General features: G+C 57.1%; 9 protein-coding genes and 1 riboswitch. Of the genes, 5 read left to right on the top strand and 4 right to left on the bottom strand.

Translation table 11 applies throughout. From position 1 onward, the window contains the following. Nucleotides 1-27: 27 nt before the first annotated feature. The 4 genes from PYTT_RS07070 to PYTT_RS07085 form a co-directional block, all read right to left on the bottom strand. A complete protein-coding gene (locus PYTT_RS07070; protein ID WP_067771612.1) occupies nucleotides 28-753 on the bottom strand; it encodes a hypothetical protein in 726 nt (241 codons plus the stop codon). An 85-nt stretch (nucleotides 754-838) separates the two neighbouring features. After that, entirely contained in the window at nucleotides 839-3112 is a 2274-nt protein-coding gene (locus PYTT_RS07075) for a glycosyltransferase family 10 domain-containing protein (RefSeq protein WP_067771608.1), read from the bottom strand. Nucleotides 3113-3522: 410 nt separating this feature from the next. Next, nucleotides 3523-6678, bottom strand: a complete 3156-nt coding sequence (locus PYTT_RS07080) for an efflux RND transporter permease subunit (protein ID WP_067771604.1) — start codon at nucleotides 6676-6678, stop codon at nucleotides 3523-3525. A gap of 48 nt (nucleotides 6679-6726) precedes the next feature. Beyond that, a complete protein-coding gene (locus PYTT_RS07085; protein WP_071133360.1) occupies nucleotides 6727-7845 on the bottom strand; it encodes an efflux RND transporter periplasmic adaptor subunit in 1119 nt (372 codons plus the stop codon). 586 nt (nucleotides 7846-8431) lie between these two features. On the opposite strand from PYTT_RS07085, the gene PYTT_RS07090 reads away from it, so the two are divergent. The 5 genes from PYTT_RS07090 (at nucleotide 8432) to PYTT_RS07110 (ending at nucleotide 14573) form a co-directional block, all read left to right on the top strand. Next, complete coding sequence (locus PYTT_RS07090) at nucleotides 8432-9133, top strand: PEP-CTERM sorting domain-containing protein (RefSeq protein ID WP_071133361.1); 702 nt, start codon at nucleotides 8432-8434, stop codon at nucleotides 9131-9133. 280 nt (nucleotides 9134-9413) lie between these two features. Further along, nucleotides 9414-9568, top strand: a riboswitch (cobalamin riboswitch). A gap of 144 nt (nucleotides 9569-9712) precedes the next feature. Further along, on the top strand, nucleotides 9713-11833 hold the full coding sequence (locus PYTT_RS07095) for a ribonucleoside triphosphate reductase (RefSeq protein WP_067771596.1): 2121 nt from the start codon (nucleotides 9713-9715) through the stop codon (nucleotides 11831-11833). 37 nt (nucleotides 11834-11870) lie between these two features. Then, nucleotides 11871-12059: an anaerobic ribonucleoside-triphosphate reductase gene (nrdD, locus tag PYTT_RS07100; RefSeq protein ID WP_067771593.1), complete on the top strand. Its 189-nt coding sequence runs from the start codon at nucleotides 11871-11873 to the stop codon at nucleotides 12057-12059. 203 nt (nucleotides 12060-12262) lie between these two features. Continuing rightward, nucleotides 12263-12964, top strand: coding sequence for an anaerobic ribonucleoside-triphosphate reductase activating protein (locus PYTT_RS07105; protein ID WP_083076292.1), 702 nt, complete (start codon nucleotides 12263-12265; stop codon nucleotides 12962-12964). Nucleotides 12965-12980: 16 nt separating this feature from the next. Further along, nucleotides 12981-14573: an aspartate:alanine exchanger family transporter gene (locus tag PYTT_RS07110; protein ID WP_067771590.1), complete on the top strand. Its 1593-nt coding sequence runs from the start codon at nucleotides 12981-12983 to the stop codon at nucleotides 14571-14573. Nucleotides 14574-14587 lie beyond the last annotated feature (14 nt).

Below are 14587 nucleotides of genomic sequence, written 5' to 3' on the forward strand. Positions count from 1 at the left end.
GAGTGTTGTTTTTGTCTGGTGCCGCAGTTAAAGGACGATGCTGTAATGTGTTTTGCCTTTTTCCAGACGAATCGCCTTTTGGGTGCGGATCAGTTCGATCTGACGATTTCCGACGGGGATTCTTTCATAGATCGTCAGAATGTAGTCATTCGGCTGCAGGTATTCAGTCACGGCCGTGTAGGTGTTGTTCTTTTCCGGGTGCTTCATGGCGATGCACGGACTGGTTGACTGAGGGATGACCGTGGGGGTATTCAAATTTTCGTCGGATAAGAATATGTTGTCTGGCGGCGCTGGGATGCTTTCCAGTTTGCCGACAATGACATTGCTGTTTCCGGGAAAGAAATAGGGGAAAGCTTCATCCTGATTCCAGACGAGTTCGACGGTTGCCTGCATCAGGTAGGCTTCCACACGATTGGCTTCCGGTTTGATTTCGACCTTTTGATAATAGTTGGCACCCGCAATGGCGATCGGCAGGGAGGCCTCGCAAAGCTGGGAAATCGAGAGTATGTGCGTTCCTGTCGATTTCAGACGGAAGGAGCAGGTGTATGGTGATGCGAGTTCCTTGTTTTTAGCCTGTTTTTGTTGTCTGGCTGTTCCTGTTTTGTCGCATTGTACATAGAAGACCGGGCTTTCCGTAGATGGTTCCAATGTCAGCGCAACGGTTAGTGACGGCGGGTTGTTTGTGGCTTTTTGCCGGGCGTGGACGGGAGATAAAATACCCAGCATCAGGCAGCTGGCAGCGAGTTTTTTCATCTTGGCGTGTTTCGGCGGAGTGGGGGGAGATAGAGATAACGGGCAGTTTTATTTTTACTTTGTCCTGTGGAGGGTCGCAAGATTTTTATGAGTTCTCATGCATATGTGGTTGTTTCCGGATATGGTTTGGAGCGGTTGGTGTGAGGTATTCCATGAAATGGTCGTGATAGCGGGTGGCAAAATAATCCGGCAGGGGCGGCAGGGGGCCTTGCCGGAGGATTGTCCGGATCAGGGCGGGGATTTGATCCGGCGTTTCGGCGAGGTGGATGTGTTGGCGGAAGGGGGCAGGGAACCATTGGAGGCCCGAGGTCAGTTTGTGGTCGCGGGAGGGAAGGACGATGACGGGGGTGTTGGCGATCAGGGAGAAGATGATGCCGTGGTATCGATCGGTGACGACGGTTTGGTAATGCGAGAATCGGCTGATGGTTTCATGAAGGAGTTCCGTTCTGTGGGCGATGGTGTAGCTGCCCGTATGGTTGATGGTGGTGTCGGTGGCGGACGTGGTGGATATACGATCGATTTCCCTCCGTATGGAGAGGATGCGGTCGGCTGGATGCTTGGTTTCCTTGTCGTTTCTCATGCAGAAGAGTACGCCTTTTCTGGCGTGGGGAGGAAGTTCCGTTCTGCCGATCATGGCGGTGACGAGGTCGGGATAGAGGAGGAGCCTGCAGCGGTGGAAGAGGTGTTGTGCGGTGCGGAAGGAGTGTTCATCGCGGCAGAACAGGGTGCAGTCCGGGTGGTTGTTGAGGATGGCGGCAGTCTTATCCGCGACGCGTGGGTTTTTGTAGTAAATGGTCTGGGGGAGGATGCGGAGCGGATGATCCGGGAAGAGTTCGGCGAGTTTCAGGTAGATGCTTTGTTCGTTGTAGAGGTCGGTCATGTGGTAGCCGCTGTGGCAGAGTAAGAGGTCTTCCGGGCGGATTTTCCTTCGTATGGCGGCAAGGAGGCCGGGCGTGGAGTTGCGGAGGGTGGAGAGGATGACGCCGTGTGCCGGCAGGTTGTCGCGTAGCAGGTGCAGGATGCATTCCGTTTGTGCCTGGTCGCCGAGGTTGGAGTGGTACGGCGTACCGAAGAGATAGACGAGCGGAGGCCGGGATGGGGCGTTGATTCGTGCGATGCGGTTATCCGGTTCCTTCGGGTGAGCGGGGGTTGCCTGTTTTTGTTCGGGCTGCAGGCGGTAGGCTGTTCCGGATTTGACGAAGCGTTCCGTGCCCCAGCGGTTCCATTTTAGGCTGAAGGAGTCGTCCTTGATGTCGAATACATCGGCCGTATCGTGGGGAGGAGACAGGCGTTCGGCTTTGCCGTGGAGTATTTTGAGCGTGTCCCGCCATTGAGGGTGGATGCAGTCGACAAGGCGTTCTTCAGGGTGGGCAGGAGTGTGCGGTTTTTGTTCTGCGGGGAGGCGTTTCCACGGTTTGCCGTCGTCGAAGGAGGGCATGGCGGGGTAGCCGTGTGCAGAAGGCTGGCGGTTGTCGTGTTGCGGGTGCTGATGGCGTACGATTCCTTGATCCAGAGTCTGCCTGATGAAGGTTTCGAGTGCGTTGAGGTAGGCATCGAAGTCGTGTTGGCCGGGGAGGAAGAGTGGTTCGCGGAAGTAGGAGAGGTAGAGCCGGTCGTCCCGGTCGACTTCGGCGATGTAATCGGACAGTTCTTCGGGGCTGCCGAAGTCTCTTGCATGGATGAAGCGGCGTGGGTTGATATCCAAGGCAATGTCTGGATCTCCCCAGTAGATGGGGAGGCTTCCCGAGGAGAATGCACGCATGATTTTTTCGGTGACGTATCCTCGTGAAGCGACGTTTTCGAAAGCGATGGAAAATTTGTAGTGTTTGGTGAAGTCGAAGGCATTGCCGATGAGGGTTCCCGTGTTGTTGAGGACTTTGCCTGCGCTGTCGATGCGTTTGTAGCGGGAGAGATGCTTGAAGAAGCAGATGCGTTCCTGTGCATGAGGGTTGGAATAGATGAAGTTGCAGAATTTCGTGTGGCGTTGCAGGATGTCGTCGGGTTGGAGGGATTGCCGTTCGACGGTGCGGGCGTGAAAGATGTCGTAGTTGACGACCCAGTTGGGCAGGCGAAGATGTGGGCCGGGGAGCGGGGCATCGTCTCGGAGGAAGGTGATGGCTCCGTCGCATTCGTTCCACCGGGGCATGACGGATTCGGCGGTGTAGAAGAGGCGTGGGCCGGGGAAGTTTCTGTGTTTGTTGCCGAAGACGGAGTAGATGAGGAAGTCGGCCTGTGCCATGTCGTTGACGACGGCGATGTTGAACCGTTCGTGCAAGAGGTGTTGGAACAGGTTGTCATGGGGATCGAAGCCCTGCCAGAAGTCGGCGAAGGCGACGCGTTTGATGAGGTTTGTTTTCATAGGTATGATTGTTCGAGTGGATGGCCGGACCATGGGCTGAGACCGGGAGGCGGTGTTTTCCGGGTAGAGCGGATGAATGCCGGCGATTGCAGGAGAGGAAGTTCATGGGGCGCATTTTGGCGATGAATTCCATATGTCGTTCGATTGTAGAAAGGAAGGAGGCGAAAAGCAAGTTTTCACGTCTAGCATGGTAAAATTTGACTTTCATGCTGAAAAAGAGTGTGTTGAATGATTGTTGTTGTCTGTTTTCGTGTTCCGGCATGGCAAAGTCCGCGGTGCGGTTTATCCTGATGAACCCGGTTTTGTTGCGTATGCCCATTCTCTGGAGGGAATGGAATAGTCAGGTAAAGAAATACAGTCCCGCCACGAGCGAAGGGACTGTATGAAGGAGACGGTATGCGTGTGTCCGGCTATCGGGCGGCGCCGGGTGGCGTGGAGGCGGCTGCTTCCTGAGGTTCCTGCCGGGGGGATTTTTTGATGCGTGTGATGATGTAGAAGGCATACGGCAGGAAGAAGAGGCCGATGAAGACGGCGGCAAGCATGCCTCCGATGACGGCGATGCCGATGACTTCGCGGGCGTTGGCTCCTGCTCCCGAGGCCATGGCGAGGGGGACGCAACCGAGGATGAAGGCGAAGCTGGTCATGATGATGGGGCGGAAGCGTACCTGTGCGGCCATGAGGGCGGCTTTTTTCAGGTCCATGCCTTCTTCGAGCCGGTCGATGCCGAATTTGACGATGAGGATGGCGTTTTTGGCGGCAAGGGCGATGAGCATGATGAGGCCGATTTCCGCGTAGATGTTGAGGTCCAGCCCGTAGATGTACAAGGCTCCCAGCGCGCCGATGACGGCGACGGGTACGGAGAGGAGGATGGCGATGGGCATTCTCCAGCTTTCATACAGGGAGGCGAGGACGAGGTAGATGAAGAAGGCGGAGATGGCGAAGATTGTGCCGATGCCGATTCCCTGTGCGGCTTTCTGTTCCTGATAGCTCATGCCGGAGTAGGAGTAGCCCATGCCGGTGGGCATGGTGCGGTCGAAGATGCGTTCGACGGCGCTCATGACCTGCTGGGTGGAGTATCCGGGGCGGGCGACGATGTCGAGCATGGAGGCGTTGTACATGTTTTGCCGGATCATGAATTGCGGGCCTTCGATGCTTTTCGAGGTGACGAGGGATTCGAGTGGTACCTGTACGCCGTTTCTGCCGCTGAGGTAGAGTTTTTTGATGCCTTCGATGTTTTTGCGGGCGTCGGCGTCGGCCTGGATGTAGACCTGCCACTGGAAGCCGAAGTTGTTGTAGTAGTTGACGAAGAGGCTTCCCATGAATGCCTGTAGTGTCTGGTTGGCTTCGGCGATGTCCACCCCTTGAAGGAGGGCTTTTTCTTGATCCAGTTCAAGGTAGTACTGGGGAGTGGAAGGCGCCATGAAGTTTTCGACGGCGAGGATTTCCGGGGATTTTTTGAGTTCTTCGATGAATGCCTGCGTTTGTTTGGCAAGGTAGGCGTTGCCGCGGTTTTCCCGGTCTTCGAGGAGGAAGGTGATGTCGGACGATGCCCCGACGCCGGGGATGGGTGGCGGAGTCATGGAGAATCCGATGCCTCCGGGGATGCGCGTGCGCATTTCCATGCGGAGTTTGGCGCTGAGTTCTCCCGCTTTTTGGCCGGGGCCCTGCCGTTCGGCCCACGGTTTGAGGTTGACGAAGAAGAAGCAGTTGTTGGCGCTTTGGACGCCGGTCATCATGTTGAACCCTGCCACGGTGGTGATTCCGGCGACTTCGGGCATGGCGGAGACGAGTTGTTCGACCTGGCGGCAGGTGTCGAGGGTGACGCCGAGAGCCGTCTGGTACGGGAGTTGTACGGTGCCGTAGAAGTAGCCTTCGTCTTCGTCGGGGAGGAAGCCGCCCGGTACGGCCTTGCCGAGCGGGATGATGCCGACGGTGATGAGCAGCAGGGCGAGCCCGGTGATGGCGGCCTTGCGGATGAGGAAGCCGGAGCCTCGCACGTATCCTGCCCGCACTTTCGTGAATCCGGCTTCGAAGGCATTCCCTGCCTTGGTGAGGATGTTTTCGCGGCGCTCCTGTTTGGGGCGGAGCAGGAGGGCGCACAGGGCAGGGCTGAGGCTGAGCGCATTGAAGGCGGAGATGACGATGGATACGCCGATGGTGACGGCGAATTGCTTGAAGAGGAGGCCCGTGATGCCCGGCAGGAGCATGCTGGGCAGGAAGACGGCGGAGAGGACGAGGGCGGTGGCGACGACGGGGCCAGCGACTTCCTTCATGGCGGCGCGGGTGGCCTGTGCGGGCGGTTCGCCTTTGTCGATGTGGGTTTGCACGGCTTCGACGACGACGATGGCATCATCCACGACGAGGCCGATGGCCAGCACGAGGCCCATGAGGCAGATGGTGTTGATGTCGAGCCCGAAGACGGGGAGGAGGGCGAAGGTGCCGACGATGGAGACGGGGATGGCCGCCAGCGGGATGAGGGTGGCCCGCCAGCCTTTGAGGAAGACGAAGACGACGAGGATGACGAGGCCGAGAGCCGAGAGCAGGGTGGTGACGATTTCCTGAATGCCGAGTTTGACGGCGGTGGTGGTGTTCAGGGCTTCGGTGAGTTCAAGGCCCGGCGCAAGTTTGAATTCGGCGAGGGTTTTCTGGACGCCTTCGACGGTTTGCAAGGCGTTCGAGCCGGGAGACTGGTAGATGGCGAGGGCGGCGCAGGGTTTTCCGTTGTACTGGCCTTTGATGTTGTAGGTTTCGGCGCCGAGTTCCACGCGGCCCACATCCGAGAGGCGGACGATGGCATCGCCATCCGCCCGCACGATGATGCGGGAGAAGTCTTCCTGCGTTTTCAGGCGGCCGCGGGCAATGACGGTGTAGGTGAATTTCTGGCCTTCGACGGAGGGTTCTCCGCCGATCTGGCCGATGGGGTTCACGGTGTTCTGCGCCCGGATGGCGGAGAGAACCTGCGGGATGGTGATCCGGAGGGCTGCCAGTTTGTCGGGGTCGAGCCATACGCGCATGGCGTACTGCCCTGCGCCGAAGACCTGCACGTTTCCTACGCCCGGTACGCGCAGCAGGCGGTTCACGAGGTTGATGTAGGCGTAGTTCGCCATCCAGAGGTCATCGTATTTTCCGGTGGGCGAGGTGAGGCTGTACAGGAGCATGGGCGGTCCGCTGACTTTGCGGATGGTGATGCCCATGGCGTTCACTTCGGCGGGCAGCTGGGAGTTGGCTTCTGCATAGCGGAGGTAGCTCAGGAGCTGGTCGGTGGTGGGTTCCGTGCCTACGTCGAAGAGGACGCTGAGGTTCATGCCCCCGGTGTTGGTGCTGGTGGAGGTCATGTATTCCATGCCGTCCACGCCGGACATGACTTGCTCGATGGGTGTGGCGACGGAGTCCACCACGGTGTTGCAGTCGGCTCCGGGATAGCTGGTCGAGATCTGGATTTCCGGGGGGACGATGTCAGGATATTGCGCGATCGGCAGCCGGAGGATGGAGATGGTGCCGAGCATGACGATCATGATCGAGATGCAGATGGCGACGATGGGGCGGCGGATGAAGAATTCGATCATGGCGGAAAGGTGTCGTTGGCGTGTTGTCGGGCGCGAGGAGGTGCGGGATCAGGCGGTCGGTTGCTGAGGCACGGTTTTCAGTTTGCCTCGGCCCTCCATGGTCATGAGGGCTTGCTGGGTGCCCGTGACGACGATGACGGTGTCAGGGCCGATGTCTCCGGTGACGGATACCTTGTCTCCCTGTGGAAGACCCTTGACGATGGGGACGACATGTGGCCGGCCTTTGTCATCGACGGCGATGACCATGTTTTGCCCCTGAATGGTGACGATGGATTCTGCCGGGACGAGGAGCGCATCCTTGATTTCCTTTGTTTTGGCGCGGACGTTGACGTACATGCCGGGCCTCAGCAGCGCATCGGGATTGGCGGCGCGGGCTTCCAGCTTGAGGCTGCCGGTGGAGGTGGAGACGGTGTTGTTCACTCCGGTGACGGTGGCATGGCCGGGGTATCCGGAACCGTTGGAGAGGATGAGGCTCACCTGAGCCCCGGGGCCGAGCGGGCCTTTCGGACCGTTCTGGTTCAGCCAGTCCTGTTCGCTGATGTCGAAGTAGATGCGGATGGGGTCAAAGGAGCTGACGAGTACCATCGGTTGGCTGTTCGGTGCTACGTAGTCGCCGACTTCCGCCTGTGCGAAGCCGGCGATGCCGTCCACGGGAGCGGTGAGTACACAGTAATCGACGTTCGTTTTGGCGAGGGCGACGGAGGATTTGGCCGCAGCCAGCGATGCTTCGGCGGCCCGGTAGGCCTGCAGAGCATCCTGGTAGGATTGGCGGGAGACCGAGCCGTTTTTGACGAGCGGTTCGTAGAAGTCGAGATCCTTCTTTGCCTTGACCAGGTTCGCTTCGGCTTCGACGGCATTGTTTTCGGCTCGCTGCAGGGCTTCGCGGTACTGTACATCGTCAAGGCGGTACAGGACATCGCCTTTTTTGACGGATTGCCCGTTTTCAAAAAGGCGTTCCTTCACATAACCCGTCACCTGTGGGAGGATTTCAGCGTCCACCATGCCGTCGAGCCTGCCGACCCACTGCCGGAATTCGGCGACATCGCCGCGTACGGGAGTCGCCACTTCGACGGTGAATTCGGGCATTTCCATCGGCCTGGCCTTGTCTTTGCAGCCGGAAAGAGCAAGGATGGAGCATCCAAGGATAGAAAGTTGTCGTAACATCATGCAATGATGATGTTCGAAGTATTTCTAACGTTAGATAACTGTTATGGATAATTGGTGTTTCGAGTGCAGAGGCATGGCATTCGTGCGTGACAGTCTCGGCAGATCGGATCATGGAAGTGAGCTTCAGAACGCCTCCTTGATTCGTCATCCATTCGGGGAATATTTTTGTGGACAAATATTAGGAAGGGGAATGTTTTTTCTTGCATTATTCATCATAATTACATACTATTTATATAGTATGTTCTGCCAATTTCTGAGGTGTAACGCTGCCTGGCACTGGAAACGGTGCCGGGCTTTTTTGCAACCAGTTTTTCTGGCAGATGATGCTGCATATTTTTTATATTGAATATGTTTGTATTGCTATTGATTGATTTGCGGATTCACAATCCGTACGTCAATCAAAAAACAAATTTCATGCAAATTATTCATTAGTCTTAATCGGTAGGGAGAATTGGTTATCATAAAGGCGGCGATGCCAACTATTTGTTATATATTGCAAATCGTATTTGCTGTCTGAGGTATATATATTTTTTATGCACAACAGATTGTGAATCCGTATAAAGAGCGAGGTTTAATTTACATTTATATGAAAAGAATAATTTGTGCTTTTATTTCGTGCCTGTCCGCGTTTTCCATGTCCGCTACGGCGGCATCCTACGATCTGGTGACGGCAAATGCCGACAAAACAGGACAGGCGAACATGTCCTCTAACACTAATAATGCGTATGTGCGCGGATTTGTCTTCGGCATGGGGTCCGACTGGTTTTTCCCAACCATACAAGGCGGTGATGGCAGCCGGGCCTCTTTGCCGGCAAACGTGTTGCTAAATTCGCTTTCCATTACCCTCCGCAATACGACTCTATTCAATTTGATTGTTCTGAGCGGCGATCCTACCACGGCAGGCACATCAAATGTGGTCGGGTTTACATCTGTTAAAAACAATGATAATGGTACAGGAACATGGAGTTTTGCAGACGGTTTGCTTTTGGATACGACAGAGACCTACACATTCCTTTTCACCAGTATTTCCGATGCCAGCGGATGGACAAGTTCGTCGACGGTTGGGAATACCGGACAGCAGCAAGGCATTAAGGTAGCGACAATGGGTACAAGTGTACCGCCCAGCTCTGGCTATCCGGCAGGGGAGGGGCTATACACGAATACGGGCGGATTTTCCACAAGTTTCGCGTCGGTGATTCGGATGGATGTTTCGCAGGTTCCGGAGCCATCGACCGCGGTTTTGGGGCTTTTCGGACTTTCTACGCTGATGCTTCGCAGGCGGCGTTAAAATGGTCGTTCTTGCTTTTGTCATCCCTTCAAGACGCATACCGTTTTGAGGGGATGTTTTATTTCTGTTTTTGTTGGTTCGGGTAACGATGTGGGCCGTCGTCTGTAGCGATGATCGAATAGAATTGTGGATGAGTCGCTCACGTTTGGTAGAGTAAGTCTTTTTGTTGGTTCTACCCCTTGCGTGAACGATGCATGTTTGTGGTGAATACAACATGTTGTTGCTCATAGCCTATTGTGAAGCGGTATGTTGTACTGCATGGAATTATTTTTTGAACAAAACCGTATTTTGTGCTTGCGGGGCCGTGAAGGCGGTGCTACAGTCCGTTCCAGCGTCCGGGTAACGGAAGGGGGTGGGAATCCTCCACAGACGCGCTACCGTGATTGGCTCGCAGAAGCCATCAGTCGGGAGACGACCCGGAGCAAGAGTATCACTATCTCGCGACATGATAGACATACGGTTTTACCCGTTTGTACCCCCTCATGGCCGCAGCTTCCGTGAGGGGCTGTTCGTTTCCGGGGGGCGGAGGGTGTGAAGTCCCGTATCTTTGTGCCAGCGGGGTGCAGCATTCACACCACCATGCCTTCTATCATCAAACGCAACGGGAAACGCGAGAACTTCGAGTCCTACAAGATTCAGCAGGCCATCGAAAAGGCGTTCCATGCTTCGCACGAGCCATACAATCCGCTGGTTTACACTCGAGTACTCGAGCAATTGAAAGGCGAGGATTTCATCGCCGTGGAGAAGGTGCAGGATATGATCGAGATGGCCCTTTTTCAGGAAGGAGCTTTCGAGACGGCGCGCAATTTCATCAAATACCGCTTCCTGCACAAGCTGCAGCGCGAGCAGGTGGGGAGCGTGTACCACGGCAATACGTTCGTGGACTGCCGCCAGACGGTGGAAGAGTACGTGGGACAGACGGACTGGCGCATTGCCGCCAATTCCAATACGACGTATTCCAACGCCGGGCTGATCAATAATACGGCAGGCAAGGTGATCGCGAACTACTGGCTCGATCAGGTGTATTCCCCCGAAGAGGGAGCGGCGCACCGCAACGGGGATATTCATATCCATGATCTCGACTGCCTTACGGGCTACTGCGCCGGGTGGAGCCTCCGCAACCTGCTGAACGAGGGGTTCAACGGAGTCCGCAGCCGTGTCAACAGTCGCCCGCCGCGCCATTTCCGCGAAGCTCTGGGGCAGATGGCCAATTTCCTCGGCATCTTGCAGAGCGAGTGGGCTGGGGCGCAGGCTTTCAGCTCGTTCGATACGTATCTGGCCCCCTATGTGTTCCGCGACAGGTTGAGCTTCGAGCGCGTGAAGAAGGATCTCCGCAGTTTCGTGTACAATCTGAACGTGCCCTCTCGCTGGGGGCAGTCCCCCTTCACGAATGTGACGATCGACTGGACGGTGCCGCGCGATCTGCGCGAGCAGATTCCTTTCTCCGGCGGCGGCCATTTGCTGGCCGGGTTGGACGATGAGGTGCTGAACGCTCGTGCCGCCGAACGTGGGGCGGATTCGCCGGAAGCGATGACGTACAAGCATTTCCAGCCGGAGATGAATCTCATCAACAAGGCTTTTTATGAGGTGTTGACCGAAGGTGACAGTACGGGGCAGCCGTTCACTTTCCCGATTCCGACGGTGAACATCACAGAGGATTTCGATTGGGAAGGGGAGAATGTGCCGCTGCTTTTCGAGAATGCGGCCCGCATCGGTTCTTCCTATTTCCAGAACTTCATCGGCAGCCAGTACACGGTGAACGATAAGGGCGAGCGCGTGCCGGACGACGATGCCTACAAGCCGGATGCCGTGCGTTCCATGTGCTGCCGCCTGCAGCTCGATCTGCGCGAGCTGCTCAAGCGCGGCGGAGGCCTGTTCGGCTCGGCGGAGATGACGGGTTCCATCGGCGTGGTGACGATCAATCTGGCCCGGCTCGGCTACCTGTACAAGGGCAACCGGGAGCTTCTCTTCAAGCAGCTCGGCGAGCTGATGGATATGGCGCGCAGTACGCTGGAAAAGAAGCGCGTCTTCATTCAGGAGCTGTATGACCGGGGGTTGTATCCCTACACGAAGCGGTATCTGCCGCACCTGAGGAACCACTTTTCCACGATCGGCATCAACGGAATGAACGAAATGCTGCGCAACTTCTCGGGCGATTCGATGGACATCGCCTCGGAAGAGGGCGCCGCTCTGGCGGTGGAAGTGCTGGAATTCATGCGTATACGGATACGCGGCTATCAGGAGGAGACGGGCAATCTGTACAATCTCGAAGCGACTCCCGCCGAAGGGACGACACACCGTTTCGCCCGCGAAGATGCCAGGCGTTTCCCGGAAATCCTGCAGGCAGGCCCTCCCGGCCACCGCTACTACACGAACAGTTCGCAGCTGCCCGTCGACTACACGGCGGATCTGTACAAGGCTTTGCAGATGCAGGACAAGCTGCAATGCAGCTATACCGGAGGCACCGTGTTCCACATGTACATGAGCGAGGCCATCTCCTCCCCCGAGGCGTGCCGCGACATCGTGCGGAAGGTGCTGACGCGCTTCCGGCTGCCGTATCTGACGGTGACTCCCCTCTTCTCCGTCTGTGCCAAACACGGCTACCTGAAGGGCAACCACGAATTCTGCCCCCTTTGCGACGAGGAACTGGTCGCCCGCGTGCGGCGCGAAGAGCAGCCGCTGCTTCCCTTCGGCAATTGAAGGGAAAGATCTTCCAAACAATAGAATACTCCATCCAATGAGCGATAAAGACATACTCGAACGATACCGCGACGAGCGCACGAAGTGCACCGTCTACACCCGCGTGATGGGTTACCACCGTCCGGTGGAAACCTTCAATGCGGGCAAGCAGGGCGAATTCCACGACCGCGTGCATTTCGTCGAACCCGGCTGCCCCTGCGACCGCGGGGAGCAGTATCAGGCTTGACCATTCTCCCCGATGCCGGGAAATATCGGCTTTCCGGCATTCCGGGCGGATCGACACCTGCCACTGCGCTGCGGCGCGAGCGAAGCGCGCCTCCGGCATGATCCCCTTAGGTGGTTATAGTGTGTTGATCCCGGGGGAGCGGAAGGGTTGCGAAGTCCCTTCCGTTTCCCCGGTTCATTCGGAAACTCAAACCGTTTTCCCCCATGATGAAAGAACCGGCGGACATTACCCCGCTTACTCTGCTCGACTATCCCGGCAAGGCCGCCTGCATCTTCTGGTTCCGCGGATGCAATCTGCGGTGCCCCTATTGCTACAATACGCATCTGTTCGGTTCGGGAGGGAACACCCGGAAGGATTTCCGCGATTTCCTGCGGGAGAGAAAAGGATTTCTCGATGCCGTCGTTCTGTCCGGCGGCGAAGCGTCGCTGAGTCCGGGCATTGAAGATATGTGCCGTGAAATCAGGAGCATGGGCTACCTCGTCAAACTCGATACGAACGGCAGCAATCCCGAACGGCTCGAACTTCTGCTGCGCGAAAAACTGGTCGATTACGTTGCTCTCGATCACAAAACCCCGGCGTATGGCAGCCCGCGCCTTCCGGACGGCAGAAGCCTGTTCTCACAATTTGAAAAATGTCTCGGGTTAATCTTGCATTTTTGCCCTTCTCATGAGATACGCACGACCTGCCATCCGGACCTCCTCCGGGAGGAGGATATCCTGACGATGGCGCACGAGATACGGGATCGCGGATACATGGGCACCTATTACCTTCAGCATTATTTTCATACGGACCGGACGCCCGGCCGCATGGATGGCCCTTCCCGCCGTTACGACCGCGCCATGCTCGATTCCCTTTCCCCTCTTCCCCTCGGCTACCGCAACTTCCCCGAAGAACAATACCGCTAAGACAGACCGATACATTATGGATGATCTCCTGACCAATTCGACATTCGTTCTCTTTGGAATCCTGTTTGCAGGGCTCCTGCTGGGCAATATCAAAATCTGCGGCCTTTCGCTCGGCAGTTCGGGCGTGCTTTTCGTTGCGCTGGCGGCCGGGCATTTCGGCCTGCATGTGCCGGACGGCATCAGCGGCATGGCGACGGCTCTGTTCGTTTACTGCGTGGGCCTCAGCGTGGGCAACCGCTTCTTCGGTTCTCTCGTCCAGTCGGGCAACAAACTGGCGTTGCTGGCGATTATCGTCGTCACGCTGGCGGCGGCTGTGACCATCGGCCTGTGCTATGCCTGCGGCATCGATCCGGGCGTGGCTGCGGGGATGTTCGCCGGAGCCTGCACCAGTACGCCCGCATTGGCCGCAGCCGCGGAAGCGATGCACAATTCCGGCAGCGTGAATATCGGATACGGCATTGCCTATCCCTTCGGCGTCGTCGGCGTGGTGTTGTTCGTCCAGCTTCTGCCCCGCATTCTGAAGACGGACATTTCACAGGATGCGACGGCTATCGATCCCCACAAGGACCCGAAAAAGATCATTTCCCGCCTTGTCTCCGTCACGAACGAACAGCTCCTCGGGCATACCATCGATGCGCACGAAGTGACCGACCGCATGGACTGCCGCATGACCCGCATCGTGAAGAACGACCGCCTCGTGCCGCTTTCGCCCGGAGACAAGTTCGAGCCGGGAACGAAGATACTGCTCGTCGGCGCACGTGAGGACATCGAACGCGAAGCCCTGATGCTGGGCGTACTTCAGGACCACAACTACCCCCGCAATTCCGAACGCGAACGTACGGAAGTGATCGCCCTGAAGAAGAAATTCTGCGGCCACACGCTCCGCGAACTCCGCACGCTCCAGAAATACGGCGTGACGATTTCCCGCATCAGCCGACTCGGCTTCTCGTTCGTTCCGACGCCGGATACGACCATCATCCGCAACGATATTCTGACGGTCGTCGGCGAACCCGCCAACATCGAAGCTTTCAAGAAGGCCGTCGGCCACCGGAGCACGGCCATCAATGCGACGGATATTCTTTCCCTGGCCGGGGGTATTGCGCTCGGCATCCTGCTCGGTTCGCTGAAGTTCAGCTTCGGCACGGATTCCTCCTTTTCGCTCGGCATGGCGGGCGGCCCGCTGATCGTTGCGCTGATTCTCGGCCACTTCGGCCATGTGGGGCCGATCGTCGGCTATATTCCTCGCCCTACGCGCACGCTGCTGATGGAATTCGGCCTCATTCTGTTCCTGGCCTGGGCTGGGGTGAAGGGCGGTGCGGAACTCGTCAGCACATTGCAAACATCCGGCCTGAGCATTTTCCTCGTCGGTGTGGCCATCACCTTCATTCCGATGCTGATCGGGTATTTCGTGGCGACGAAGCTTCTCAAGCTGAATCTGCTGGAATCCCTCGGCGGCATTTGCGGCAGCATGACATCCACGCCCGCGCTCGGGGCCATCACCAGCAAGACGGATGCGCACAGCCCCGTCGTCAGCTATGCGACGGCCTATCCGGCGGCCTTGATTTTGATGACCGTTTTCGCGAAGATCATCATCAGCTGCCTGTCCTAGGAGCGGACAGCCCG

The organism is Neoakkermansia glycaniphila (genome assembly GCF_900097105.1).
In the GTDB taxonomy this organism is placed as follows: domain Bacteria; phylum Verrucomicrobiota; class Verrucomicrobiia; order Verrucomicrobiales; family Akkermansiaceae; genus Akkermansia; species Akkermansia glycaniphila.

Bases quoted from the DNA above. Each gene is read 5' to 3' on its own strand.
- PYTT_RS07090 (WP_071133361.1), top strand. From the start codon at position 8,432: ATGAAAAGAATAATTTGTGCTTTTATTTCGTGCCTGTCCGCGTTTTCC.
- nrdD (WP_067771593.1), top strand. From the start codon at position 11,871: ATGAGCGATAAAGACATACTCGAACGATACCGCGACGAGCGCACGAAG.
- PYTT_RS07085 (WP_071133360.1), bottom strand. From the start codon at position 7,845: ATGATGTTACGACAACTTTCTATCCTTGGATGCTCCATCCTTGCTCTT.
- PYTT_RS07110 (WP_067771590.1), top strand. From the start codon at position 12,981: ATGGATGATCTCCTGACCAATTCGACATTCGTTCTCTTTGGAATCCTG.
- PYTT_RS07075 (WP_067771608.1), bottom strand. From the start codon at position 3,112: ATGAAAACAAACCTCATCAAACGCGTCGCCTTCGCCGACTTCTGGCAG.
- PYTT_RS07105 (WP_083076292.1), top strand. From the start codon at position 12,263: ATGATGAAAGAACCGGCGGACATTACCCCGCTTACTCTGCTCGACTAT.
- PYTT_RS07070 (WP_067771612.1), bottom strand. From the start codon at position 753: ATGAAAAAACTCGCTGCCAGCTGCCTGATGCTGGGTATTTTATCTCCC.
- PYTT_RS07095 (WP_067771596.1), top strand. From the start codon at position 9,713: ATGCCTTCTATCATCAAACGCAACGGGAAACGCGAGAACTTCGAGTCC.
- PYTT_RS07080 (WP_067771604.1), bottom strand. From the start codon at position 6,678: ATGATCGAATTCTTCATCCGCCGCCCCATCGTCGCCATCTGCATCTCG.